This is a genomic window from Shewanella sp. NKUCC05_KAH (assembly GCF_019345585.1).
GTDB lineage: Bacteria > Pseudomonadota > Gammaproteobacteria > Enterobacterales > Shewanellaceae > Shewanella > Shewanella oncorhynchi.
In genome coordinates this window covers 1-23,349 of record NZ_JAHKQZ010000024.1, presented here as the reverse complement: position 1 = coordinate 23,349, position 23,349 = coordinate 1, and the positions used below count along the sequence as shown (strand labels likewise).

The 23,349-nt window shown below is 40.4% G+C and carries 25 protein-coding genes and 2 pseudogenes; 21 read left to right on the top strand and 6 right to left on the bottom strand.

The window, feature by feature from the left end; translation table 11 throughout:
* The first annotated feature begins 171 nt into the window (after nucleotides 1-171).
* A complete protein-coding gene (locus KO533_RS19085; RefSeq protein WP_219255684.1) occupies nucleotides 172-1,053 on the top strand; it encodes a LysR family transcriptional regulator in 882 nt (293 codons plus the stop codon).
* On the opposite strand, the gene KO533_RS19080 is transcribed toward KO533_RS19085, so the two are convergent.
* The gene (locus tag KO533_RS19080; RefSeq protein WP_219255682.1) at nucleotides 1,034-1,819 is read right to left on the bottom strand and encodes a hypothetical protein; all 786 of its coding nucleotides are present in this window, start codon (nucleotides 1,817-1,819) and stop codon (nucleotides 1,034-1,036) included. The two genes, KO533_RS19085 and KO533_RS19080, sit on opposite strands and share 20 nt — an antisense overlap.
* 2,124 nt (nucleotides 1,820-3,943) lie before the next feature.
* Nucleotides 3,944-4,125: pseudogene (locus tag KO533_RS19075) on the bottom strand (IS4 family transposase); the annotation flags it as partial.
* A gap of 747 nt (nucleotides 4,126-4,872) precedes the next feature.
* Here KO533_RS19075 and KO533_RS19070 point away from each other — a divergent pair.
* Nucleotides 4,873-5,130, top strand: coding sequence for a type II toxin-antitoxin system Phd/YefM family antitoxin (locus tag KO533_RS19070; protein WP_219255680.1), 258 nt, complete (start codon nucleotides 4,873-4,875; stop codon nucleotides 5,128-5,130).
* A gap of 1 nt (nucleotide 5,131) precedes the next feature.
* Nucleotides 5,132-5,479 carry a type II toxin-antitoxin system RelE/ParE family toxin gene (locus KO533_RS19065; protein ID WP_219255678.1) on the top strand — a complete coding sequence of 116 codons (348 nt, stop codon included), beginning with the start codon at nucleotides 5,132-5,134 and terminating at the stop codon, nucleotides 5,477-5,479.
* 41 nt (nucleotides 5,480-5,520) lie between these two features.
* Here KO533_RS19065 and KO533_RS19060 read toward each other — a convergent pair whose 3' ends face one another.
* Nucleotides 5,521-6,138, bottom strand: coding sequence for a recombinase family protein (locus tag KO533_RS19060; RefSeq protein WP_219255677.1), 618 nt, complete (start codon nucleotides 6,136-6,138; stop codon nucleotides 5,521-5,523).
* Between the two features lie 291 nt (nucleotides 6,139-6,429).
* Nucleotides 6,430-8,634, bottom strand: coding sequence for an NERD domain-containing protein (locus KO533_RS19055; protein WP_219255675.1), 2,205 nt, complete (start codon nucleotides 8,632-8,634; stop codon nucleotides 6,430-6,432).
* Nucleotides 8,635-8,759: 125 nt separating this feature from the next.
* On the opposite strand from KO533_RS19055, the gene KO533_RS19050 reads away from it, so the two are divergent.
* The 6 genes from KO533_RS19050 to KO533_RS19025 all read left to right on the top strand — a co-directional run bounded on the left by KO533_RS19050 (nucleotide 8,760) and on the right by KO533_RS19025 (nucleotide 12,382).
* On the top strand, nucleotides 8,760-8,963 hold the full coding sequence (locus KO533_RS19050; RefSeq protein WP_219255673.1) for a hypothetical protein: 204 nt from the start codon (nucleotides 8,760-8,762) through the stop codon (nucleotides 8,961-8,963).
* Nucleotides 8,964-9,058: 95 nt separating this feature from the next.
* Nucleotides 9,059-9,337 (top strand): hypothetical protein, encoded by a 279-nt coding sequence (locus KO533_RS19045; protein ID WP_219255671.1) that lies wholly within the window; start codon nucleotides 9,059-9,061, stop codon nucleotides 9,335-9,337.
* 158 nt (nucleotides 9,338-9,495) lie between these two features.
* On the top strand, nucleotides 9,496-10,170 hold the full coding sequence (locus tag KO533_RS19040) for a hypothetical protein (RefSeq protein ID WP_219255669.1): 675 nt from the start codon (nucleotides 9,496-9,498) through the stop codon (nucleotides 10,168-10,170).
* 673 nt (nucleotides 10,171-10,843) lie between these two features.
* The gene (locus KO533_RS19035) at nucleotides 10,844-11,281 is read left to right on the top strand and encodes a hypothetical protein (RefSeq protein WP_219255667.1); all 438 of its coding nucleotides are present in this window, start codon (nucleotides 10,844-10,846) and stop codon (nucleotides 11,279-11,281) included.
* A 110-nt stretch (nucleotides 11,282-11,391) separates the two neighbouring features.
* Nucleotides 11,392-11,964, top strand: a complete 573-nt coding sequence (locus KO533_RS19030) for a hypothetical protein (RefSeq protein WP_219255665.1) — start codon at nucleotides 11,392-11,394, stop codon at nucleotides 11,962-11,964.
* A gap of 22 nt (nucleotides 11,965-11,986) precedes the next feature.
* Nucleotides 11,987-12,382, top strand: coding sequence for a GIY-YIG nuclease family protein (locus KO533_RS19025; protein WP_219255663.1), 396 nt, complete (start codon nucleotides 11,987-11,989; stop codon nucleotides 12,380-12,382).
* A gap of 295 nt (nucleotides 12,383-12,677) precedes the next feature.
* Here the strand turns inward: KO533_RS19025 and KO533_RS19020 are convergent, their stop codons facing one another.
* On the bottom strand, nucleotides 12,678-13,196 hold the full coding sequence (locus tag KO533_RS19020; protein ID WP_219255661.1) for a hypothetical protein: 519 nt from the start codon (nucleotides 13,194-13,196) through the stop codon (nucleotides 12,678-12,680).
* Complete coding sequence (locus tag KO533_RS19015) at nucleotides 13,193-14,287, bottom strand: hypothetical protein (RefSeq protein ID WP_219255659.1); 1,095 nt, start codon at nucleotides 14,285-14,287, stop codon at nucleotides 13,193-13,195. Before KO533_RS19015 ends, KO533_RS19020 begins: the two co-directional genes overlap by 4 nt.
* A gap of 346 nt (nucleotides 14,288-14,633) precedes the next feature.
* Between KO533_RS19015 and KO533_RS19010 the strand changes: the two genes are divergently transcribed.
* The 12 genes and pseudogenes from KO533_RS19010 (at nucleotide 14,634) to KO533_RS18955 (ending at nucleotide 22,787) form a co-directional block, all read left to right on the top strand.
* Nucleotides 14,634-15,068: a S24 family peptidase gene (locus KO533_RS19010; protein WP_219255657.1), complete on the top strand. Its 435-nt coding sequence runs from the start codon at nucleotides 14,634-14,636 to the stop codon at nucleotides 15,066-15,068.
* Nucleotides 15,056-16,311, top strand: a pseudogene (locus tag KO533_RS19005) (Y-family DNA polymerase). Before KO533_RS19010 ends, KO533_RS19005 begins: the two are co-directional and overlap by 13 nt.
* A gap of 246 nt (nucleotides 16,312-16,557) precedes the next feature.
* On the top strand, nucleotides 16,558-16,728 hold the full coding sequence (locus KO533_RS19000) for a hypothetical protein (protein ID WP_014615264.1): 171 nt from the start codon (nucleotides 16,558-16,560) through the stop codon (nucleotides 16,726-16,728).
* A gap of 346 nt (nucleotides 16,729-17,074) precedes the next feature.
* On the top strand, nucleotides 17,075-17,413 hold the full coding sequence (locus tag KO533_RS18995; protein ID WP_219255655.1) for a hypothetical protein: 339 nt from the start codon (nucleotides 17,075-17,077) through the stop codon (nucleotides 17,411-17,413).
* A 172-nt stretch (nucleotides 17,414-17,585) separates the two neighbouring features.
* The gene (locus tag KO533_RS18990) at nucleotides 17,586-17,804 is read left to right on the top strand and encodes a hypothetical protein (RefSeq protein ID WP_014615260.1); all 219 of its coding nucleotides are present in this window, start codon (nucleotides 17,586-17,588) and stop codon (nucleotides 17,802-17,804) included.
* Nucleotides 17,804-18,223, top strand: coding sequence for a hypothetical protein (locus tag KO533_RS18985; RefSeq protein WP_219255653.1), 420 nt, complete (start codon nucleotides 17,804-17,806; stop codon nucleotides 18,221-18,223). Before KO533_RS18990 ends, KO533_RS18985 begins: the two co-directional genes overlap by 1 nt.
* A complete protein-coding gene (locus tag KO533_RS18980) occupies nucleotides 18,220-18,951 on the top strand; it encodes an endonuclease (RefSeq protein ID WP_219255651.1) in 732 nt (243 codons plus the stop codon). The genes KO533_RS18985 and KO533_RS18980 overlap by 4 nt, the downstream gene beginning before the upstream one ends.
* 14 nt (nucleotides 18,952-18,965) lie before the next feature.
* Complete coding sequence (locus KO533_RS18975) at nucleotides 18,966-19,199, top strand: hypothetical protein (protein ID WP_173242431.1); 234 nt, start codon at nucleotides 18,966-18,968, stop codon at nucleotides 19,197-19,199.
* A gap of 391 nt (nucleotides 19,200-19,590) precedes the next feature.
* Nucleotides 19,591-21,465 (top strand): ParB/RepB/Spo0J family partition protein, encoded by a 1,875-nt coding sequence (locus tag KO533_RS18970; RefSeq protein ID WP_219255649.1) that lies wholly within the window; start codon nucleotides 19,591-19,593, stop codon nucleotides 21,463-21,465.
* A gap of 124 nt (nucleotides 21,466-21,589) precedes the next feature.
* Nucleotides 21,590-22,045: a type II toxin-antitoxin system HicB family antitoxin gene (locus KO533_RS18965; RefSeq protein ID WP_219255647.1), complete on the top strand. Its 456-nt coding sequence runs from the start codon at nucleotides 21,590-21,592 to the stop codon at nucleotides 22,043-22,045.
* Nucleotide 22,046: 1 nt separating this feature from the next.
* Nucleotides 22,047-22,535: a hypothetical protein gene (locus tag KO533_RS18960; RefSeq protein WP_219255645.1), complete on the top strand. Its 489-nt coding sequence runs from the start codon at nucleotides 22,047-22,049 to the stop codon at nucleotides 22,533-22,535.
* A 30-nt stretch (nucleotides 22,536-22,565) separates the two neighbouring features.
* On the top strand, nucleotides 22,566-22,787 hold the full coding sequence (locus KO533_RS18955; protein WP_219255643.1) for a hypothetical protein: 222 nt from the start codon (nucleotides 22,566-22,568) through the stop codon (nucleotides 22,785-22,787).
* Nucleotides 22,788-23,349: the final 562 nt, after the last annotated feature.

The window sequence follows — 23,349 nt, the reverse complement described above, 5'->3', positions numbered from 1 at the left end:
CAAAAAAAGTGATTGCGTAGAGTTATTTTATGCTATTTTTGGTTGATTGAAATTGCGCTAGTGCCAATGAGAAGTCTAAATATTTTAAGTGATTAATACTCAAGTGGTCTAAGCTAGCGCTTTTAACTATCTTACACAACATTATGAGTAAAAATAAAAAGGAACGCATTTATGCATATAGATTATTTATCAATGATACCGATAATAGCGACTGTAGGCTGTCTAACTAGAACAGCTGAAATGCTAGAATTGTCACCATCAACAATCTATAAGCGATTAAGAAAAATTGAAGAATATTATAAAGTTTCATTTTTTGAAAAAATTGATAATCGTTTAATATTAACAACAGAAGGCGAGGCATTACTTCATGGCATAAAAAAGATTGGTGATATCAATAATTCCCTAATAGCTCATGAACCATTCTCTTATAAAAAAATTCATATTGCCATGAATCAAGGTATTGCAGTAAGACTAGTTAGAGAAATCATTTCTGATTATTATAAACAGAATCCACGTTTATCCTTGAAAATATCGACCATTACAACTCCGCAAAATATAGAACGATTTAACGGTGATTTCGCAATCACAACAAGCTTTAGGTGCAATCCAAAATTCGTCTATCATGCTGTAAACGAAACCATTTGTTATTTTGTTGCTAGTTTAGATTATTTAAATGAATATGGCGAACCAAAAACATTGGATGAGTTAACACATCACAATGTTATAATAACACCATTAGAAGCAGTAGATGATGATTTTTTATACTGCGAGACATTTGATAATAAAAAATGTCATTTTAAAATAAATAGCCGTTTAGAAGTGGATTCAAAGATCGTATCTAATGAGTTTGTATTGAAAGGTGATGGTATTGGGTTAATTCCGAGCAAAACGTTAGCGACAGATAAATTTAAAAATTTAAAAATCCTTTTTAACGGTACGATACAAAGTAAAAGTTTAGTGCAGATAGCAGTTAAACAACATCAGCGTCTAAGTGATGAAGCATTAAGCTTAATGGATTGTATTGTTGATAATTTCAATAAAAACTATATTTAATTAAAAAAATGATAATTAACGGAAGTAATGATATAAGGTTTACAATTGCAAAGGCAAAAGGTAATGCAGATATGTACTTCCAGCCATTCTTTCCGAAAAAGGAAAAAATATTTAACCCAATTATAATAATTGCAGGGAAACTGGCAATATTAAGAAATAAAGTCAAAACCAAAATCCTTTCGAAAAGTTCAATATCGTTATATATGCCATTGTTAACCAAATCTATAAGGGCAACTTCTCTGTTAACAAATATCTTCGTAACCCAAGCAGTAGCAATAGCTTCTGATTGAGTTGCAGTAAAGCCAGCATTTTTCAATACAAATAATGGTAGATATGTTAGTCTATCCCACACATAATTCATTCCGCATAACATATTTTTAAAAAAATCATATAACACTATTATTACTGACTTATTGATAATCATCTTACTCGCAGCAAATAAATAATTAATGACTAAATTTTGAAAGCCTATTTTCACAGAAAAACTAGACGTAAATGAGTATTTATTATGGTATAGTATGCCTCCGATATTTAAAGCTCTAAAAGCGGAAAAAAATATAAATGGAAGAAAAATACTAGCTAGAAAAATTTCAGATATCGGAATTCCCAAACCAGATAATGATAAACAACTTATTCCGCCTGCTGATGCGAGACTTAAAATGCAAGCTATATACCGTTCATGAATAGCTAGTTCGATCCTCTCGCTCTTAATAAATAGATAAAAATTTGAACACCCTAGGCACAAAGTTAAGCCTAATATTTTCATGTCAAGTTTAAGATTTCTAAATATAGAAATCCTATCAAAGTTCAGGGCTATATAATAATGAAAGATGCTTATCAAAAAACAAAATAAAAATACTAGCGGTGCAATTTTCCCTAAAAAGTTATGAAAGTTATGAAAGTTATGAAAGTTATGAAAGTTATGAGAATCTTCGTAGGAATATTCATATTGACAATCATAAATCACACAGATTAAAAAAATAATGGATGTCGCCATTATTTTAAAAAGATTAATACAGTCTGATTTGAATATCATTTTAAAATTTCACACTTTGTGGGAAGTTTATGATAGAGTGTGCAAATGTTTATTGTAGCACTTTTTAACTAACCACAATGTGATCTAAGTCATTAATTTAAATATATGTTACCGCATTGGCTTAATGCGTGTACTTGAAAGATGCCTTTTCAACTAAATAATAACTTTGAATTAAATATTAGTGAAACGTATTCAGACGATTTTTAGTTTGGTGCAGTAATGCTAAATCACTAATATGAATACTGCTACATTGTCGCAGTAGTAAGGTCATAACTAGGAGGTGTGGAAGCTACTTCCTTAAAATGCATACCTTGCCAATTCATTTCCGCATATCAATTCCTACAAGCATAATTGAAAATTTCTATTAACCCATAGTGTGTATACTGACTGAGATAATAGCCTATATTTGATTTCGTTCTTGAGCTAGGACTTATACCTCTTATAAATGATTGAACTGTTTTGTAACTGTAATATAACATGAGCTTTTACAGCATGGTAAATGATGAACATTTCAGATGCCTTGCTGCCACTTTAGTTTTTTGGTATGCCCTGCTCCGACAAAATAGTGTTTGTGGTTGTTCATTAAAGACGCAACACGTATTTATTCTTCTTTGGGTATTTAGTCATATCCTTTTTTGGGTTAAATTCTGCTGATTGGTCGAAGCTGGAACAATGTTAAGCAGAAGCTGAGTATTATAAAAGTCACTGTTGCAAGCAATTCGGTGTGCCATCGGTTGCGCGGTTAGCCAAAGTCCAGAATTAACGTGTATGGCTTAGTGCTAATCTAATCTAGGTGAAAAGGTTCGCCAAGGGCCAATAACGATAATTTGTAGCTTTGAAATTCGAGGTTGACCTATCTACAGTGCAGATAATAAATGGGGTGATGGACTGAGGAAAATTATTTATTGCGAGCGCTTTAAACCAACGAAAGGTAAAATACCATTGTAGCACTAACCAATAATATAGTGCGTATTGGATGGCGAGTTTTCACGAATAGCAAAAATCTCGATGTGAATAAAGCATTTACATTAGATATTAAGTATCACCAAAAAACTCTCCGTTAAATATGTAGTGAGCAATATAGGCAAATGCCACATTTATCAAAATAATGATAACTATTATTAGATACAATCGCCAATATTCTTTCATATGTCCTCTGAGATTTGTGCTGCTAACGTCTTAGTTTTCATGCGTCACGTTGTTTATCTTGATTTACATATATACAGTGTTAATCATTTGAATCAATAGAAACTTATCTATTTTAGCTACTTTTCATTTACAGTCATACATCCGTCAAAATGTGGATGCACCGTTTTAAAACCAATTATAAACATTTTAAAAACTCTCAATCCATTAATTATATAGTTGTATCTGGAATAACGCATACAGATGATGGAGTAAGAACGTTCTAAAACCATTCATAAAAATGCAATGGTGTAAATACAAATGTAGTAGATCTAAATATAATGATTAATTTATGTAGTAAAAAAGTAATTGAGAAAACTAAGTTAAATGGTCTTGGAGGGTCTTCTAATTCAAACACTTATATGGGAACCAGATATAAAGTCGAGGCTTTATGCGGTAGTAGTGGCTTAGACATTGGTTTTAATAGTGAGTGATAGTTTCAGTAATGCTCTCTTCTCATCTGAAGCAAACATTGGCAATCTGTTATTCTTACCAAATTAGTCTTATAAATCATCGCTCAGAAGGGATTAATAACCTAGTAGATAAGAGCGCGATAAATTATGGGTACAACGTTGGTATCATTTTAGTTGTATTTTCTCCCGTTTTGTTTTTGTAGTTTATCTTGCAAAATCGGCCAAGAACAGGCGATTGAAGATATGGGATTGTTTAAAGATAATGGAGTTCATTCAGAAACTGATTATGGGCAGTTTGAGTGCCTTGTAGCACTAACGGAAATGTTCGTAGAGCGTGATAGAGTGACCTTTGATAGCCATAGAGGCCAGTAGCGCAATAAGCTCACGCCCTTCACGCAAATCCACTAATATGGTCGATATTGCACTATCAGAGACCATGACATTGCACCTCCTACAAGTACAGCGGGTCGGCATTGGGTACAGATTTATTGAACTTCAGATAATACAGAATATAACTTGTAACATATCAATGGATACTTTGTTTTTTTGCAAAACATAAATTGTGTCCTTGAATCACTCTACACCAGACTGATTCACGCAAGCTTTAAAACAGACCCATTTCGCCCCGTATCTTCCTTCCAACGGGGCTTTTTTTGCCTTAGAGTGAATCAAATCTCTAAAGAATTGATTCAAGCCCATGTAAAATCCCGATATTGTCCCTAAAATGCGCCTGTTTAGTCCAGATGGTGAAAGACTATATTTAAATGCCAGTGCCTTAGAATCGCCAAGTGAGCGGGTGTTTTGCTACACCGAGTGCCAGCTTTAAAAAAAAGAAGACGGATCACTAAGGTTGTATAAAGCAATTGCAGTATTGGATTATGCCTTTGTGGCAGTAAAGCCATCGAAATTTATCTGCAGGTGTTCAATGAAGAAATCCATAGCTTAGTTATGAATGCATGAGGGAGTTATGACGTTTTTAGGCTTTTTTGCAATGCAAAAACCATTTTAAACCGATCGGCTTAAAGAAGATGCAATACGTCTAAAAACAATTTGGGTTGTTAAAATTGCTGGTTTAAATCTGGTCTAAATCTGGTCTAAATTTGGCCTTATTGCTTATCGCGTGATATGATTATTCCTACTGAATGGGGCTCTTTTATTTCCAATCAACCTACTAGGCACAAATTTATGAATATAGAAACAATCAGTTTTTTGAAGAAAAATGCAGCGAGCTTGCCTTTAGATGAGCCGATGATTATTACTCAAAATGGTGTTCCAGCTTACGTTATTGAGTCGGTAGCTGATAGAAATCGACGCGATGAGGCTATTGCTTTACTTAAGTTGGTCAGTTTTGCGAAAAGCGACCAACAAAATGGTCGGACGATCTCATCAAGTGCATTCAAGGAACGCTTGGCTAATCGTAAATTTGCTTTAAAGGATAAGTAGTATGTCTGTGGTGAAACTTGAATATACCAGGACATTCGAAGATACCGTAGATAGCGCCATATCCCACTACTCCCAATGGAATGACGAGATCGCGATTATTGAGAAAATTGAGGCAGTTATTGATGCCTTTGAAGCATCCGTGACTCAGAATCCTTTGAGCCATGCGCTATGCCAAGAGTTAGTTGAGCTTGGTGTTACTCAGGTTAGGCATGCCGTTAAGGAGGATTTTAGAATATTGTATGAAGTCAGTTATGTTAACGGTGAAACCATTATTACAGTGTTACTTTTTTTGAGCCAGCGACAAAGCATACAAAATCAGTTAATTAACCACTGTTTAATGTATAAATGATGCGCGTTACCTAGTGATATTAATAACACCTTTTTAGTTATTCATGTTGAAGCCTTTATACTCAATTTGACCGTTTTAGCGATGGTAGAACGACTGCATTTAAGTAGGCTTTGCACCTGAGACCAGCTTTTCCCTTCATCGAGTAATAACCGAATATTTTGCCTCAATTCATGATCAGGCTGACGCCCAAGGTATTTGCCTAAGGTTTTGGCCTTTTCGATACCTTGCGCTTGTCGCTTTCTTCTTGTCTCGTAATCATCTCTGGCCATTGCTGCGGCCAAATCAATCATGAACTCAGTCAGTACCTTTGCGATCATGGTATTTTCTTCTGTGCCACTTAAGATCCCATGTGTCATTGGCTGGTCAACAACGACAATATGAATATTGGCTTTTACCAACTTACTTTTTAGCACCTTCCATTGCTCGAAGGGGAGTCGAGATAATCTATCGACTTTTTCTATGAGTAAAACATCACCTGGGTGAGAGTCCATAATCAAACGGCCAAGTTCGGGCCGTTCAATTTTTGCCCCTGATTGCGTCTCAGTATAAAAACTGGCTATGCGAACATTTTTACTTTCTGAAAACTGAACCAACTCATTTCTGGCTCGATTAGCATCTTGTTCATCAGTTGATGCGCGCAGATAGGCTCGAATAAACATTTTACCTCATTTGGTGTTTGTAGGGTGTGGTTTATCATACTAGTGCGAGTAGGGTTTTAAATCAATATATAGCGAACCAATTGGCAATGTGATGTGGATGGTTTTCTTGGGGTATACCATAAGTGAACTAGGTTTTGGCTAGGTAAGTGTTAGAGCGATCACCCTAAGCCGTTTCTGCCCCGAAATGAGTTTGGGAAAGAGTTCGTCTTACCTAGTACTATCAAAATTTCCCATAGAAACCCTAATGTATAAGTAAAAGGCAAGACTAGTAAAACAGATTTATTCACCAAATTACGGAAGACAGCAGCGTTTATACTTCTGACCACTACCACATGAACAAGGTTCATTTCTACCTATTTTTTTAAGTGTTATTTGTGGCTGTTTTCCAAAGGAAAGATTTTTTACGTCTCCTACATGATGCTCTGGGGAAATAGGTTTGAGATCCGCGACTAACTTTTCCATTTCATCGGATTGGCACCATTCACTTTCGTGGTAGGAAGAAAATCTGAACCTACCTTGAGTTGGACTAAAACAGCAACCGACCCAAGAATCTGCTTTGCAAGTGTATTTTCGTTTCTCGCAGTGCGTAACCAGTTTCTTGTAGGCGGTCTCATTGTCATCTTCATTACAATGGATAGTTAAACCAGTTTTTTCCTCTAACAAGGGAAGAGTTATATCGTGGTGACGATGATCCTTTTTGAATTGAACAATCATTTTTGAAATTGCTTCATTGAGTAGATTGATGCTATTACCACTCATTGATAGAAGGTGCAATCCCAGCTTCTGAAGCCCAAAATCTGTAGAATACTCAATATCATCGATTATTCTCCCTACATGAGTATTTTTATGAACGGTGAGAAAACCTTCTGGTGTCACCTCTCCCTCATAACCATCCCTTCTGGCTAACATGGCCAATTCAAGATCTGCCGAGATATCATCATCAAGCATAACTAGTGTCGGATTTTCCTCGAAATATAGGTTTTGCTTGATGTAGGTTGAAAGTATTACCAGCTCATGATTAGAAAGGATCGAATCACCATAGTCGCTTCGCTTAATAAGGTAGTCGAGAACCCAGAGAGAAGATGGCAACATCTCTGTAATCATATCTATTAGAAATACATCCATTACATAGGGATGTTTTATTACATCTGTTGTTTGATACTTTAGAAAGTGTCTGGCTTGAGCAGAAAGAGCGGGGAAGTGATCTGATACAATACAAACAGGAAATATCATCTTGAAGTTAGATCGAATATTAACTTCGATACCAGACTCATCTTTGAATACGTACCCATCTCCTTGCAACAGTTGGCTACACGAGTGTGCTTGGTCATAGGCATCTTGAATTGCTTTTTTAAAATCACCTTCAAGCTGCTTACTGTTCCCTCTACGAGCTTCAATAGTGAGCTTTTTAGACTTGGCTTGCACTACAATCGCGAAATCGCCAAATGTGACCAAAACGTCGATTTCACCAGCTTTGGCTTTACCATCGTATATGTCGATATTAGTTAAAACATTCTCTTCACCAAACACTAGTGCTAAACGCTCAGCGGTAAAATCCTCCGTAAAAGCGCCTCTATGTTTGCTTGCGGTAGCTTTGTAGGTATGATCTGCATTAAACCAAAAGAATGGGCTTTCATAGAGAGCTTCCCACAAGCTATATGCTTGAAAGCTTGCGAAGGTGTCTTCATCAATTTTAATTATTGGAAACGCATTTCTGTGGTTAAAATCATCGACGGATTTAAAGCAATCCATTCCTTCTTGAGGCTTAGCGGAGAAAGCAGCAATTACAGCCTCGACAATCTCTAGGCCTAAACCACTTCGCGTTACGACTTCGGATACATCGAAACAGAATATAGGTAGGTGGTATGGTAATGGCCAGCTTGTTGCTGTAGAAATGGATTGATTAGCTTTTTCTAATTGAATTTTCTCTATAGCGGAAATGACATCGGCTGCTTGTGAAACTTTAAAGCCCTTGTTTGCTTCAATCCAATCCTCATCAAGGGAATAACGACGCTTAGCTAAATCCCTATATTGATGCTTAAAAACTCCATCCCCACCGTAAAAGATAGCTTCTCGCATAAAGTGATTCTTATTGCCACTAGGGATTAGATCTCGCATGAATTTACCAAAGGTAGGCACATCACCATCTTTAGCATCAGATTGCGCAGACAAGGCAGCAACATCTAGTGGTGGATAAAAGCTATGGTGTAGTTCCTCAAGAAGCTGCCAAATATGTTCAGACCTTTCTTTTAATTCCTCTAGGCTCAATTGTTTATTGTTGAATCCGCTTTTACACGCAAGGCCTATGAGCGTCGAAAGTTCTGTTCTTGATAGTCGAGCTCTTTCGAACTGCTGAGCAAGAGCTTCTTTGTCGAGCTTATCACCAGAAAAGTGTATAAAAGTGTCTTTCCAGCAAAAAAAAGCAACAACCTCCCAAAAACCATCATGGGTACTAAGCACCTCCAGTTCATCAAAAATTTCTTTTTCACTTCTCATTATATTCAGTGGTTTATGATAATTTAGATTCGAAATAACATAGTGATTATATTGCACACGATCAAGTGTTTATTATGTTTATAATAGTAAAGTTACTAGCTATTTACATGAATGGAGGAATGAATATGGGTCACAATTTTGAAGGTCAATATATTGATAGAAAATCAGGTAGAATTTATGAGGTTGAAGCTGATAAGAAAGAAGGGAGCGGCGTTATTGGAATTAGGTTTCATACATCGTGTGGACTAAGGGTTTCAGCTATTACTATGGAGGATGGCAGTGGTGGTATGATTTTAGAAGATCAAACACCATTAGTCCGGTTAATCTAAAGGATGCGCGTCAGAACTTTAGCACCAGACAGAGCTAAACTTACAAACAGAGCAACGCACTAACTACTAAGAAGTTATATTTAACGGAGTTTTAAATGAATTTAGTTATACTCAAAAAAGAATTAAAAAAATGGATGCAGATCGATACATGGAATTCAGGCCACCCTCTGGATGAAGAGCGCTTTCATAAAAGCTTGAACCGAATTTTTCAGTCTTTAGGTACGTCAATTGACGGTTATCAATTTGAGGAAGTTATGACTGAATTAATCAATGAGCTTTACCCTAAGTGGGACGAATCATTTAAAGATGAACTAGTTAACACTTATGCTTGTAAAGCAGACAGTATTTCCAGTTATTTACATGATATAAAATAAGTGTAATTGATTAGCGCGGGTATCTAGTCTTTTGCTTCACACCACGCTGCTGTCTAAATTTGTTCAAAAAAGTGTTCAAGTGGTACTCAAAGAGTACCGCTTGTTTCATTTGAATTCATATTTGTGTGATTTGCAGTCGATTTGAATTGAGAGGTAATTTGAAGCTAACAAGAAATGATATACATGAGTATGTTGCATCTTTTGAAGCAAGGCATGATCCTTATGCTAGGTATGCTTCTTTTGATTATTGTTATAACTATTTTCATCCGAAAACAGGAAGTAACCTTCTAGCGGATATGGAGAAGAGCTGTCTTTCTCTTGGCTTTTACCTTTCAAGCTGGGGCATGTTTCGAGGTTCGAGTTTTATGCTCGCAAAAAGCTCGAAAAACTTTGAAGGTTTAATCGAGTATATTGCTTCACTAAAAGTTGATGCTTGGTCAATTGATGTTAGCAATTATACGAGTGAAAACTTAGATTTTTTGGTAGAGCAATATAATGAGATCCGTAGTCTAATAATCCCTGAAAACACGAGTCATTTAGTTCTAGTCACCAAGATTATGCTTGGAGTATTTGGTTCAGTTCCTGCCTATGACCGTTTTTTCAAAACAACATTTAGTGATATTTTTAAAGGTGAGTGCGGCTTTACTAGGTTTAACCATAGATCTTTAAGCTGCATAGGTCAGTTTTACCAACAAAACCAAAGTATTATCGACCAAATCTCTGAAAGTAGAGCGACTATCGACTTTTACACTGGGAATAGAACTGACAAGACATATACCAAAGCAAAGGTTGTTGATATGTATGGCTTTACTAAAGCACTACAGAGCACTTAACAAAGCGTTTAAGACAGATTCTCAACGCTTCGTATTCTCGGGGGGCAATGGTTCAGGTTAGGTGGTAGCGTTGCTCACTACTCAACGTGGCGTTACCGTATATCCACTTTCCATACTTTCCCTAATGAGACTCATCACTTTAAGAGCTTTGACTCTAACCAATTTATGTCCAAAATCGTGTTAGTGAATCAGACTTGCCTAGTCTGATTCACGTCCTGAACACCGTCATTTTGCGTTAGCTTTGAGCTAACACGTTTTTGCCCCAAAGCTTCTTAGCACTTGTTTAGTGAATCGAAAACTGACGAATGAGTTGCCCTACAAAATCTCATCTATTTACCTAATGTTTGGCCCTAGCGTAAAGCGACTAACAATGTATGGGTATATACAGTCGTATTTAAATTTAGATGCTTTTGAGTGTTTTACACTCATTAGTTTGCGCGTTTATCCAGCCTAAAATTAACAAAACCCTTTAAAATCATTTGTATATACTTTTCCAAAATTAGTTAATAGGTTTGGAAAACGCGCATGCGCGTTTTTCCGGATGGTGTATTTGATAAAAAGCTGATAAGTTCTTTTTATACAGGTAGTTAACTGTGCGCTTTTTCACTGGTCCAACGTGCTAAACAGCGCAGCGCATAAATACTAAGACGTTAGATTTCTTCATGGAGTAAACATGAGAGTTTGGATTTTACGGGTTTTAGGTTTTTTGCTGGGCGGTTTCGTTGGAGTTTTATTCGTCGGAATAATCGCATCCTTAACAAACCGAGTTGCCTTAGCTATGGTTATCATCCCGATTTTGTCTGGTATCGCAGGGTCACGTTTGTTGGTCTTATTTTGTAATGATTCGGACTCATTCGGTGGGAGATTAATAACAAAATTTTGGAGTGCTTCGCCGGCCGCTCGAGCCTTGGTCGTTGCCCCAGCATTTTGGATTGCATGTGTTGGTGTTTTCGTTTGGTTGTTTGAACCGTACGGTGGCTACATGTCTTCTTCTGATTACACCCATATGTACAAGGTTATGCTATTCCCGCCTTTGCTCCTGGCGGCTGGCAGTATTGTTTATTTTAAGTTGGTTAAGCCAAAAGCTGTCGCATCAAGAAAAGAAATCTAACAAGGCGCATCAATTCGCGGCCTGCGGCCGCCGGACGCCCTTTTCATTGCGGCTGCGCCTCCATTACAAGTGCGCCGTTGTGCGCTGGCGTTATGTGATCTGGAGGAGTAATGACTAGAGTCGAACAAATAATCCGTTCAACTGACGTGAAAGTTCGTAGAGATATAGCTCTAGAGTCGACTTGGTTATATGGTGATTATGAGCATATGGTTGAGGAGGCGCTGTCTTTTCATTGTCCTACATGTAAGGTTAGTGACCTTTTAAAACAACAAATATCGCAGTTATATCACCAAGGGTATGTTGTTATTGAAAACATTGCAGTCGCAGTTCCCGTTACTTCGGTGTTGTCGGTTTTGGAGCGCATCAGTGATATCGGTAACGGTCGGGGTAAATTGAGAAATATATCCGACCAAGTGGGCTTTAAGATCCTGCATACTCATTTTGGACATTCTTCATTTATTGTTGAAAACTGGGCTAATCACGCGAAGTGCACCAAGTTACAAGATCAAGACTTGGACATCGAAACAATGTACCAGTCGTTAATTGAATCAGTCTCGAACAACTACAAAACTGGTGAGTGGATTGTATACAGCAAGCATAATGGTTCGATTACAATTTGGTGTTTGTGGCTACATGAAGCTGGTGATGAGGCTTTGGTTCGTGAACTTAAAGCACGCACATAACAAGGCGTTATAAGTCAAAATTATGCTAAGAAAATTAACTAACATTGGATTCAGGAAGGTAGGTGTTTGGTCGCTAACCTATGGCGAACCTGATCTGGAAATTCAGGCGGAGGCTGAATCTTCAAATATTCTCTATAGCTTTGTCGTTGACGGCATTCCTAAGTACGTTGGCAAAACAGTCCAGCCTCTCAAAAAGAGAATGTATGGTTACCGGAAGCCGGCGGCAACACAGAGCACCAATATTCGAAATAACAACAACATTAAATCAGCCTTACAAAATGGCTCCGTAATCGAGCTATATGTTTTGCCAGACCACGGACTTTTACATTTTGGTGCGTTTCATCTCAATTTGGCTGCAGGACTCGAAGACAGCATAGTTTCTTTGCTGTCGCCAGAATGGAACTTTGTAGGAAAATGATCTTTAACAAGACAATTAACTACTCGCTTTCGGCACAGGACGCAGTATAGCTACGGCAGTTATTGGGACGTTAACTCATAGATATTTTAATTCGAAACTCACTACTTCGAGCTAAAAGTCTAACTCTCCTTTGTCCAAACTCGTGTCAGGCCGATCAGTTCTGGCACGTTTATGCCCCTTTACGAGTTTGCTGGCTCCGTGATTGAGCCAGTCTTTTGCTCATAATACCTCTCGAAAGCATTACTCATTTCAGAATCTAAAAAAGCACTAGGTGGGTTTTATCACTTCTTGACCACTAATCTTCAGTGGTTCTTTTCAGCTTCTTCTCTAGCTTTTGGCCATTTTCTTTATTAGCTAAGTCCGTTATGAAGTTAATGTTTGACGCTATCACGCTATAAATGCAAAACAACTGAGCATAGACAAGGCAAAGCAACACAAAAAGCCCAACAAACGAAAACAGCTCAGGCACTTTCAGGTACAAGCTTGTATTCACCAGAAACGGTTTCATCGAAATACCAATCAACAGTATCGCCAGTATTACCGCCGAGATAACTACTACACCAACTAACAGCTGCACACGTTTTTTGTCTTCCTCTGGGAAGATAGCAGACGAGCTTGGCTGAATAACCTTACGCATGGCTTGCGGGTAAATGTAAGCAATCCAAATTCCCATGATAGTAAAAATCATGGCTGACCCGTTTTGCAAAATACTCACTACAGACGTTACGTCGCTGTAAGTTATGTCACTTTTGAATAGCCAACTAACTAACGCGATTAAGCAAGCTAAAATGACATGCCAAATTAAGGTCTTCATTGTCCAACCGCTTCTTCTTGTTCTTCCTCAGTAAACGCTGACAGTAGCTTGTCGCGCGTAAACTCCATTGCTTTAAACAAACGCTCTGTTGTGTAATGCCCAGTGTCATCACGACCACTACCTGCAAAGTCGTTTATAGTTAAAATGCTTTTAACGACGAATTTATCTAACCAAACAACTCCAGAATTTTCTTTTTTGAAGCCAATGTTTCGCCACTCATCAGTACCCGTGTACTCACGCTCGTAAAGGTCAATTAGGTCTTTCAGCTCTTTTACTGTCGGCTTAGCCTCAATGTTAACCTCCACCCTTCGGTTGGCTCTCGTAACTTGGCTTGAAATAAAAGGTAGATCTTTGAATAAGTTAGTCCAACTGCTTTGCTGCACTACCTGAGCACTAATCACGTCACGTTTAACGAAGTGTGTGATTTTACCTGTTAGTTCTTCCAAGTCAGCTTTAGTAGTCGGTTTCTTAAACTGTTCAGAATAAGCCTGAAACCACAAGTTGCCGTTCTCGCCTTGTTTAATCGGAGCAAACGAAATAGACAGATACTTACCTTTACCGCCTTTGTATTCTTTCTCTACGACTTTTCTTTGCCTGAAGTCACTATGTAGCTCTACATAGTCACGCATGAATCGATTCATAATCTCTGTGTCAGCAACAGAGTTAGGAAAACGAATAGAGGCGAAAATATCTAATGATGGAATAAACCAGTAATAAGCGGCTTCACCCCAAATAACACGGTCTTCACCAACGTTATCGTCAGCATTATAAAGGTTATTGTCTTCTAACCCAGCATCGGCTTTAATGCCGTATACGCCATTTCCCTGACCAATTGCACGCCAGAGGATAAGCATGTAATCGCCTGATTCCTCATCACGCTCTACTGCCTTCAAATACACTTTTTTACGGTTACTGTAGCCGACTGTTTGGTCATCCCAAAGTAGCGTATCTTCTAAAGATATTCTGTCTTGAAACCATTTGTGTAAGGAGTCGAGCATTACATCCATGCTCAAAGGCTCAAAGTAATCATCACCTCGACGAGCAAAACCCAACGACTTGTATTTGAAAAATGTAACCAGCCCTTCGCTCATGAAAGATCCTTTTATTTATTATGGGTTATAGTGAATCACAAGCAGTGTTTAACTCAAAGTTATTAGGCTAAAAAGTGCTACTCTTGAAGGATAAGGATATGTAGGGACAGTGTAAACTTTAATTGATACCCATACAGTTGCAAATCCCACTACCCATTTTTAGGCGTATTACCATTTCAAGCGAAAAGTAACTCGCCACCGAACCATGATTTTTTGTGGATAACACCGCAAAGAGCGCGGCGATTACCCACCGAAAAAAGTCAGGAACCGGCAGCAGGATCGAAATTTTAGATTTTATTTTTTTTACTGCTATTATTGCTGATTATTTATACAGTTGTTTTAGCTTGTGAAATTGATTACATGCAATGCAAGTGCTGGCGTAAGCGGCTTCCCTTCACCTGCTGCAGATTACCTCGAATTGCCGCTTAGCCTAGATCAACTCCTTGTTGAGCACCCTAGTTCTACGTGGTTCGGCCGCACAGCTGGGCGAAGCATGGAAGGTGTCGGTATATACGATGGCGACATTTTAATTATCGATAGAGCGGCACCGCGCCGGAACATGTCTCTAGTGGTGGCGAGTTACAACGGGGAATTTACTGTTAAATTACTCGATATGAAACGTCGTTTGCTAGTGTCTATCGATCAACAGCAAAACATGACATACGTTGCAATCGATGAAGCCGACACTTTCAGTGTCGATGGTGTGGTCATTAAAAGTATTCGTATCCATGAGCATTCAACATTACTTGATCAGTATTTGAGTCAGCAATGTTCGGATTAATCGATGCCGACTCGTTTTATGTCAATTGCCAGTTGGTGTTTAGACCTGATCTGCGCGGAAAGCCGGCTATTGTACTCAGTAACAATGACGGCTGCTGTGTCGCTGCGAATAGAGCGGCCAAGGCGGTTGGTGTGAAAAAGTTTGGTCCTTACTTTGAGCAGCAACATTTATGTCGGCGCCACCATGTACAGGTGTTTTCATCGAACTACGAGTTGTATGCTGATCTGTCTGCAAAAATGATGCAAGTGATTGGGCGCTTTGCGCCAGAACAGTATGTTTATAGTATTGATGAGTCATTTGTATCTTTTCAAAAGTGCCAAGTCGCTATTCCTAATCTCTGGTTGCATTGTAGCGCCATTCGTCGTGCTGTTTGGCGTGAATGCCGCTTGCCCGTGTGCGTGGGAGTAGGGGAGACATTAACCTTGGCTAAGTTGGCCAACCATGCTGCGAAAAAATTGGTCCAATATCAAGGCGTTTGCGTGATCGATAACGATGCGCTACGGATTGAAATCTTAAAGTTGATGCCAGTTGATGAAGTTTGGGGGATAGGCCGTAAACTGACAGCCAAACTAGGTTCACTTGGCGTCAACACCGCGTTTGATTTGGCTCAGCTTGCGCCGAAAATGGCGCGACAACATTTTTCGATTGAAGTAGAACGAACAGTGCGCGAACTCAACGGCCAGATCTGTAAAACATGGGACGAAACAAAAACGCATAAGCAGCAAATTTTTTCAACTCGAAGTCTTGGCGAACGCATAACTACCCGTGACCATTTACAACAAGCGTTAGCCAAACATGCCTCCATTGCGGCGGCTAAGGCGCGTGAACAAGGTTCGTTATGTAAAACGATGGTCGTGTTTGCCGCAAACTCGCCGCATGATCCACAGCCTGTTTATTTTAAAAAAGTTGTTCAGTTTGTCTGTGCTACTGATGACAGCCGCGAACTGTGTGCCGCTGTTAGCAGGGAGCTTTCAAACCTTTATCGCCTGGTGTGCGCTATTATCGGATTGGTGTAGGCCTGCTTGAGCTTTACTCTAAAACGTCAGTGCAATATGACTTATTTAATGCGCCAAAGAGTGACCCTAACTTAATGAAAATATTTGATAGTTTGAATAATCGCTATGGCCGCGATGTGTTGTATATTGCAGCACAGGGGAGTGATCAGCATTGGGCCATGCGCCGTGAGTTTTTGTCGCCTAAATACACGACTGAGTGGGCAGACATACCGATTATAAAAGCCTGAGGTTTAAATCTAAAATGAGTGTTCTAAAGCAATTGAATACGATAATCTGAGATCACAGCAATTATCGGTTACGTAGGCGTAGGGATGGAACCGAGCTTTGTTACTGCAAATGCAAAAGACATTTGTGAACAGGTGAGTATTGATGATAAAGGGTGCATTATTCTAATATCACGTATAGAAAATATCGGTTAAAGTTAAATAATCAGTTGTCTTATCAATACATAATATACGACCAACGGAGTGAATATGTCTGCTAGGGTAAAGCTAAAGAAGGCTGCTAGTGCAATTGATGACGCAAAAAGAAGTCTTAAACGAGCCGCTTATAATGTAGAAAATGATTATGATATTCGTAAAGCGATAAGAGAGTTAGATAGTGCTGAAACTGAAATAAAAAGAGCGCTGAGAGAAATCGAATAAATAAAACATTTAAACCGAAACCCCTTGAATGGGGCCTTATCTGCCTGTGCGTTTCCCATACTAACCAATTTTAAGCCGGTACCGGCGCGGATTTGCTGTTTCTACATTCCGCAACGTTGAAATTAAAACCTGCCATAGACGCAATTTAACACTGTAATTTACGCTTTCGCTTGCTGCATAGTTACACTTCATTGTCATCGATGCGGGGAAAGTGGGTTGCCGCTTCTCATATCCATTTTATGTTATGAGAAAGCTGACGTACTGCATTGAGATAACATTATTTGTACCCATATAGTCTTATGCTAAGCCACTTAAACAAAGCCACTTTTAAATAAGGATTTACTACATGCACATTGATGCACTAATCTGCGCGATTAAGCCCCATATCCCCTTTGTATCTGAAACTGCCGCTCAAGTGTTTCTAACTAAATATCCAGATGCAGACCAGTCAGCATTTATCACAGCCTTATACATAGGCCGAAGCCACCTACATTTTGATGAGCTTAGTCCTGACTATAAGCCTGGCTTGTTAAGTGGTGAAATCAATCGCCACTGGGATGATGATACTGTACCTGCAAAAGATAGAGCTAAAGTGCTATACGAAAAAAACTCTAACTTAACCAGTTACTATGATGCTTTTATTCGTTGTACAAATAACTCAAAATATAATCGAGATATGTTTTAATTGACATTTTCCTGTAAATTGCTATAGCCCTTGCATCGTTGTTGGGGCTTTTTCGCTTGAGAAACAGCCCTCACCGGAAATTACACAGAACGTAATTATGTTCACATCTTCACACCTGAACCAAGTCATTAAAAACAAAATACAGTCCCTAAGCTTAAGTAGGTAAAAGATCATGAAAAATAGAGATAAACTGACGAACCAAGACCATGACCAAATGGACCATTTTATTGGTGCAATTCTAGAAGATTATAAAAATGGGATAGTATCAAAAGAGGCTGTCATTTCAGGTCTTGGACATGTAATTGCTGCCATTGATTTAGGTAATCATGACGAGGCGAGAAAGTGGTTTTGTGAAGGTCGAACATTCATCCGTGAAACCTTAAATGACTGATGGAAAAATCACCAATTTCTAATTTCTTAAGAAGAAAACCGAAGATATCAATTCCTACTATAGATAGGGTTTCAGAAGAGATTCAAGGTTATCTTCCTGACCACAAAGGCCCGACTATTCATTACCGTTTTTTCTCTAATTCAAAATGTATCGGTTCAGTTAAAACTGAATTATGGAAAGAGGATAATCTATTATTGGTTCATGATATTAGGGCATCCACTACAGGGATAAAAAATGGCACTGCTATGGTGAGGTGGTTGGTGGTTAACTCTTCTGAAATGATACAACCCGTTCATGTTATCCATAATGGTTTAGGTTTCTGGATTAAGTTGAAGAAGATTTGGCCTAATCGCATTATTGACCTCGATTTACGATGTAGTGAATATTGTGATTTGCTTGAAAAAAGGAAAGATATTTGAATCGGTTCTTAATTTCTATCATTGCGGTATTTCCTCTTTTTGCTGTTGCTTCCAATACGACCAATCAGTCGTTTAATCAGGCTAAAAAACAGCTGTTATCGGTCTATCAAGATCATCGTGAAACCCTCTATTGCGGTGCTGCATTTGACGCAAAAGGGCAGGTAATCTCTCCGCCAGGATTTACTACTAAAACGCATTTAGCGCGCGCTAAAAAAATCGAATGGGAACACGTTGTTCCCGCCGAAAATTTTGGCAAAGCATTTACTGAGTGGCGTGATGGCCATGGGCAATGTGTCGATAGCAAAGGTAAGTCGTTCAAGGGCCGCAAGTGTGCCGAGAAGATGAATATTGAGTATCGATACATGCAAGCGGATATGCACAATCTGTTTCCGGCCATTGGCGCTGTGAACGCGCTGCGCAGTAATTACAATTTTGCCCTGTTACCGTCGGCTAAATCTGATTTTGGTGCCTGTGATATGCGCATTGATGGCAGCAAAGCTCAGCCTCCCGAAGCCGCTAGAGGGCGCATTGCTCGGTCCTATCTGTATATGGACCAAAGTTATCCTAAATATTCTATGAGTAAGTCGCAGCGCCAGCTTATGAGTGCGTGGGATAAGCAATATCCGGTGAATGTCCAAGAGTGTCAGCGGGCTAAAAAAATTGCCGCCATTCAGCTCAATGATAATGAGATCGTCAAAAGTCGCTGTCAGCAAGCCAATATTTGGTAAATATACGAGAAGCTATGAATTATATTAATAGAAACACCCTGACAGAGTTAGATTTACATTGGTTTCGTAAATTTAAAGCCAGTAAAAATCTCGATACGCTATTAATCCAAGTGACCGGCGCTGAACGAAAAATTGAGCAAGATCCTGCGCTCACTCAACGTGAGAAGTTTGATAATCTAACGTCGATTAATACGGCGTTTTGTCTTCGTGAAACCGAAGTAAAACAGCTCACCGGAGATTGGTCTTAAACTGGGCGTCCCCTTCGGTCGGGCTTTTCGCTTCGCTCCCCGCGATAACGTGATCCACTAATGGCAAGCAAGCTTGCCGTGGCTCTACGTTCCTGCTTGCCAATCCCTAACGCAACCACCAAGTCCCAAACCAAAGCAAACATCAACGTCACAAGCACTGTCCGGTTCATTGCCGGCTAAAGTGTGAGTAAGCGTGCACTTCTCTATCGCTTGTCATCGTTTCCCTGTCAATACCGTTCACGTCTGCGCTGTCACTTCTTATCTGTCTCATTTCACAACCTGCCCGCCAAGGGAGGCTTCGCCGCTGCGCGCCCTTGTCTGTCAGAACGTGAAATGAGTCAGGAAGTTAGGCGAAGACGAGAACGATATTTAAACGACAGGAAAACAAGCAATGACAAACTCAATTCAAGCGCAAGCAACTCACACTAAAGCCACCACTTTACCTGCCAGCCCAAAGACTCAAGCAGGCTCTCACAAGCCCGATATTGCTCAAAAATCGGCAACAGCGGCTAACGCTGTGGTGGCATTGGCTTCAACAGCAAAGCCAGTGTTACTGCAATTGCAGATTAACCAGTTGGTGTTGTCTGAGAAGAACGTGCGTAAAGAAAATGCGTCAAAGGCTGACGATGAACAGTTGTATGCCTCCATTTTGGCGCATGGCATTTTACAAAATCTGATCGTTGAGCCCATGAACGCGCAAGGCTTATACCCTGTGTTGGGCGGTGGCCGTAGACTGAGACAGCTCATTAAAGCCGTTAAAAATAATAAGCTGAAACCGAAAACGCTTGTGCCTGTTAAGTTGCTGACAGCCGAAGAAGTGGCCAACTATGCCACCGAGCTATCAATGACTGAAAACTTCACGCGCGCCAAGATGCACCCAGTCGATGAATTTCACGCTTTTGCTGACATGGTGAATCAGGGCGCTAGCATTGCTGATGTTGCGGCGCGGTTTGGCGTAACAGCGAAATTCGTGCAGCAGCGCATGAAGTTAAGCATGGTCGCCCCTGTTGTGCTCGATGCGTACAAAGCGGGGAACGTGTCGCTTGATGTCGTGATGATATTCACGATTGCCAGTATCGAAAAACAAGTCGAAGTGTGGGAGCTGGCAGGCGATAGACGTTACAACGAAAACCAATTCCGCAATATGCTTAAAGACGCCGCTGTGAGTGCAGATCACTATTTGGCTCAGTTTGTAGGTCAAGACGAATACGAAAAAGCGGGCGGGGTTGTGACCTCAGACTTGTTCAGTGATGAAGTCTATCTTGATGATAAAGCGTTGCTCGAATCATTAGCGATTGCAAAATTGGAGTTAGAAGGGGCAAAACTGGTTATGCAAGGCTGGAAATGGGCAGATTATAAGCTCGTATCTGAATACGATGAACTTGCAGGGTTTGGACGTCTTACCTTAAAAGAAGGGGAGTATGATCCCGCTGAAATGGCGCTAGCGGGGTGTTTGCTCGTGTTAAAAAGTTATGGTGAGCCTGTCAGTATCTATATTGGGTTAGTGCATAAGGATGATAAAAAGGCACTGGCACAATTACAAGCCAGTGTGCAATTAGACCCACTCAACGTAGGTGACGTGAAAAAAATGGAAGATAAGGACGCAAGCGGTTATTCCGCTGCGCTCAATGACGACTTACGGGCGCAGCGTTTGATTATCACGAAACATGCGTTAATGAGTGCGCCAAGCGTTGCGCTTGATACGCTGCATTTCTCTGTCTGTGTAAGCGCGTTCACTGACTCACGTTATGGCAGCCGTCCACTGCATATCAGCGTTAACGACACCACTTGTCATCCTAAAACGGGAGCGCTCACGGATAACAAAGCGGTGCAGTTAATCGAGGGTGTAAAAGCCAGCCTAAATTTAGCGTGGGTTGGTCTGCCAACGGTCGCTGATCGCTTTAACGCTTTTTGCGCCCTCGATGTAAAAGAGAAAGAAAAGCAGGTGGCTTACGCCACGGCTTCCATGTTCGAGGCGTCAATTGATAATAGTCATCAAGCGGTTGAGGCCGTGATATCCACGCTCGATGTGAAATGGTCTAACTACTGGCGACCTACGGCGGAAACCTTCTTTAAGCGCGTGAGCTTGTCTTGTTTAATTGATATGGCTCAGCCTGTCATGGGGGAGCAGTGGGCATTACAAGCCGCCGCACTCAAGAAAAAGGATTTAGCAAATCAGGTTGATAGCTTAGTGAACGGGGAGCGAAAAGGGCTCGATGATGCACAAAAAGCCTACTTTGATGCGTTGATGCCCGCTGGATTTTAAGCCGCATACTGATGCAGATTTACCCTGTTAATTCAGGGTAAATCTGAGCAAAAATTAACTAAATAAATTGAGTTGTGTGTATGCGTGTGTATAATGGTTCAACGGTTAACGCAGAGGTTTTACAATGCTATTTATGGTCGGGATCGAAAGCCCTGCTGATGAAACGCAGGCGTTTGGTATCGTTATCCCCGTGTTTGAAAAATTAGGCTATGGCTGTTTTTCGGCGGCGGATAGCCAAGAAGAAATCTTGTTTAAGGCTAAGAAAGCCATTTTATTAATGGCCGAGGAAGTGATCAACGATGGTCATTTAGTCGATAGCTTGAATGAAGGTTATCGCGACTATCAGGCATTGCATCCCAAGTTCGACCAATGGCTGGCCTTAGAGGTGCCACTAGAGGCGCTTAAAGCCAAACAAAAACGCCTCAATATCACATTGTCAGAATCGCAGATTGTACGTATCGATAGCTTTGTGGCGTTTCATCGCGAGTTCAAAGACCGTTCGGACTTCTTAGCCAAGGCGGCCGATAAGTTAATGAACAGCGCAGACTCAGTAAGATCGTGTTCAAAAGTGGGAGATTGATATGGGCAAAGTAACCGGTATTCCATTTTCAGAGGTGAAAGCGCAGCTTATGGACAATCCCGAGGTTGTCGCGGCCTATGAGCAAGCCGTACAAGCCGATGAACCGATCCACATTATTCCAGTGCAACACAGTGAGGGCGTTATCATGCCAATCAACAATATCGTGAGTTGTACGCGCCAACCCAATCGGGCCAGTTTTTCCTTTGTGAATCTGTTTGGTGGCCATCACTATCCAGTGACGATGATTTTTATGCCCTCTGGCGCGGTGAATGTCGTTGTCGCGGGTGCGCGGTATCGATGCCAAGCAAACCAAGTGCAGCGGGTGATTGATGAGTCAGGGCTTGAGCATGAGGGCTTAGCGTGTTTGAAGTATTTGATTGAAGCGGGGGAGTTGAATTTTCATATTCCCACTGATGTTCACGAGCAGCTTAAAGTGCATCCAGAGTTTCAAAAATACCGCCTCATCGAGTGGGAAGATGAAGAAATGTGAGTGTTGCGATAACGACAAGGAGGATTAGGCATGTCTCAACGTGCGATAGAGATTGTGAAGATAAGTGATCTCAAGTCCGTCAAACAGGGTGAAGTGTTTGAGTGGTGTATTGATTATGAAGAATTTCAATGGCGCAAGGGAGATGACTTTCTAAGGAGTCGAACAGGCGTCGATTCTCCTTGGGAAATTTGGCCGTTGACTGATAACACCAAAACCGCTGCTAACCGCAAAGTATTTGAATTGATAAAATAAGCGAGCGACATGTTGATGGCTCTATTGAATAATTTACTCTTGGTGATTTGTTGGCTGTTCATTGCCATTTCTGCCCTTTATTTCGGCGCAGCCGCATTCAGGCTCGTTTTTATTGGCCGCCGATAGTCACTATTCCCTGTTAGTTCCCCTCAAAACGCGAAACAAGCGGCGGCTGCGCCGCCCTTTTCCGTTTATCTGACAATACCCCTTGGTATGCTTTGAAACGTGCCTCGGCGGGCAATCTATCCATTCTGAGTGTCTATTGGCTGCTGTCGCGCTATGTCATCTAAATACCACTGATGAACTTGGGCGTTCCCTCCGGTCGGGCTTTTCGCTTCGCTCCCCGCGATAACTGGGCCCACTGATGGCAAGCAAGCTTGCCGTGGTCCTCAGTTCCTGCTTGCCAATCCCTAACGCAACATCAAAGCAAACAGCAAAACCGCCAAGCACTGTCCTACTCACTGCGCGGCAAGTGTGGCTAAGCTGGTCGTTTCATTCGGCATCATGGCCGCTCCTGGTGCTATCCCTTTCGTTTACGCTTCCGTCTTATCTGTCGCTCACC

Bases quoted from the DNA above. Each gene is read 5' to 3' on its own strand.
- KO533_RS18965 (WP_219255647.1), top strand. From the start codon at position 21,590: ATGCTATTTATGGTCGGGATCGAAAGCCCTGCTGATGAAACGCAGGCG.
- KO533_RS19085 (WP_219255684.1), top strand. From the start codon at position 172: ATGCATATAGATTATTTATCAATGATACCGATAATAGCGACTGTAGGC.
- KO533_RS19020 (WP_219255661.1), bottom strand. From the start codon at position 13,196: ATGAAGACCTTAATTTGGCATGTCATTTTAGCTTGCTTAATCGCGTTA.
- KO533_RS19060 (WP_219255677.1), bottom strand. From the start codon at position 6,138: ATGTTTATTCGAGCCTATCTGCGCGCATCAACTGATGAACAAGATGCT.
- KO533_RS19025 (WP_219255663.1), top strand. From the start codon at position 11,987: ATGCTAAGAAAATTAACTAACATTGGATTCAGGAAGGTAGGTGTTTGG.
- KO533_RS18975 (WP_173242431.1), top strand. From the start codon at position 18,966: ATGAATTATATTAATAGAAACACCCTGACAGAGTTAGATTTACATTGG.
- KO533_RS19015 (WP_219255659.1), bottom strand. From the start codon at position 14,287: ATGAGCGAAGGGCTGGTTACATTTTTCAAATACAAGTCGTTGGGTTTT.
- KO533_RS19070 (WP_219255680.1), top strand. From the start codon at position 4,873: ATGAATATAGAAACAATCAGTTTTTTGAAGAAAAATGCAGCGAGCTTG.
- KO533_RS18970 (WP_219255649.1), top strand. From the start codon at position 19,591: ATGACAAACTCAATTCAAGCGCAAGCAACTCACACTAAAGCCACCACT.
- KO533_RS19050 (WP_219255673.1), top strand. From the start codon at position 8,760: ATGGGTCACAATTTTGAAGGTCAATATATTGATAGAAAATCAGGTAGA.
- KO533_RS18960 (WP_219255645.1), top strand. From the start codon at position 22,047: ATGGGCAAAGTAACCGGTATTCCATTTTCAGAGGTGAAAGCGCAGCTT.
- KO533_RS19000 (WP_014615264.1), top strand. From the start codon at position 16,558: ATGTCTGCTAGGGTAAAGCTAAAGAAGGCTGCTAGTGCAATTGATGAC.
- KO533_RS19055 (WP_219255675.1), bottom strand. From the start codon at position 8,634: ATGAGAAGTGAAAAAGAAATTTTTGATGAACTGGAGGTGCTTAGTACC.
- KO533_RS19035 (WP_219255667.1), top strand. From the start codon at position 10,844: ATGAGAGTTTGGATTTTACGGGTTTTAGGTTTTTTGCTGGGCGGTTTC.
- KO533_RS18955 (WP_219255643.1), top strand. From the start codon at position 22,566: ATGTCTCAACGTGCGATAGAGATTGTGAAGATAAGTGATCTCAAGTCC.
- KO533_RS19030 (WP_219255665.1), top strand. From the start codon at position 11,392: ATGACTAGAGTCGAACAAATAATCCGTTCAACTGACGTGAAAGTTCGT.
- KO533_RS19045 (WP_219255671.1), top strand. From the start codon at position 9,059: ATGAATTTAGTTATACTCAAAAAAGAATTAAAAAAATGGATGCAGATC.
- KO533_RS18990 (WP_014615260.1), top strand. From the start codon at position 17,586: ATGAAAAATAGAGATAAACTGACGAACCAAGACCATGACCAAATGGAC.
- KO533_RS18995 (WP_219255655.1), top strand. From the start codon at position 17,075: ATGCACATTGATGCACTAATCTGCGCGATTAAGCCCCATATCCCCTTT.
- KO533_RS19080 (WP_219255682.1), bottom strand. From the start codon at position 1,819: ATGAAAATATTAGGCTTAACTTTGTGCCTAGGGTGTTCAAATTTTTAT.
- KO533_RS19065 (WP_219255678.1), top strand. From the start codon at position 5,132: ATGTCTGTGGTGAAACTTGAATATACCAGGACATTCGAAGATACCGTA.
- KO533_RS18985 (WP_219255653.1), top strand. From the start codon at position 17,804: ATGGAAAAATCACCAATTTCTAATTTCTTAAGAAGAAAACCGAAGATA.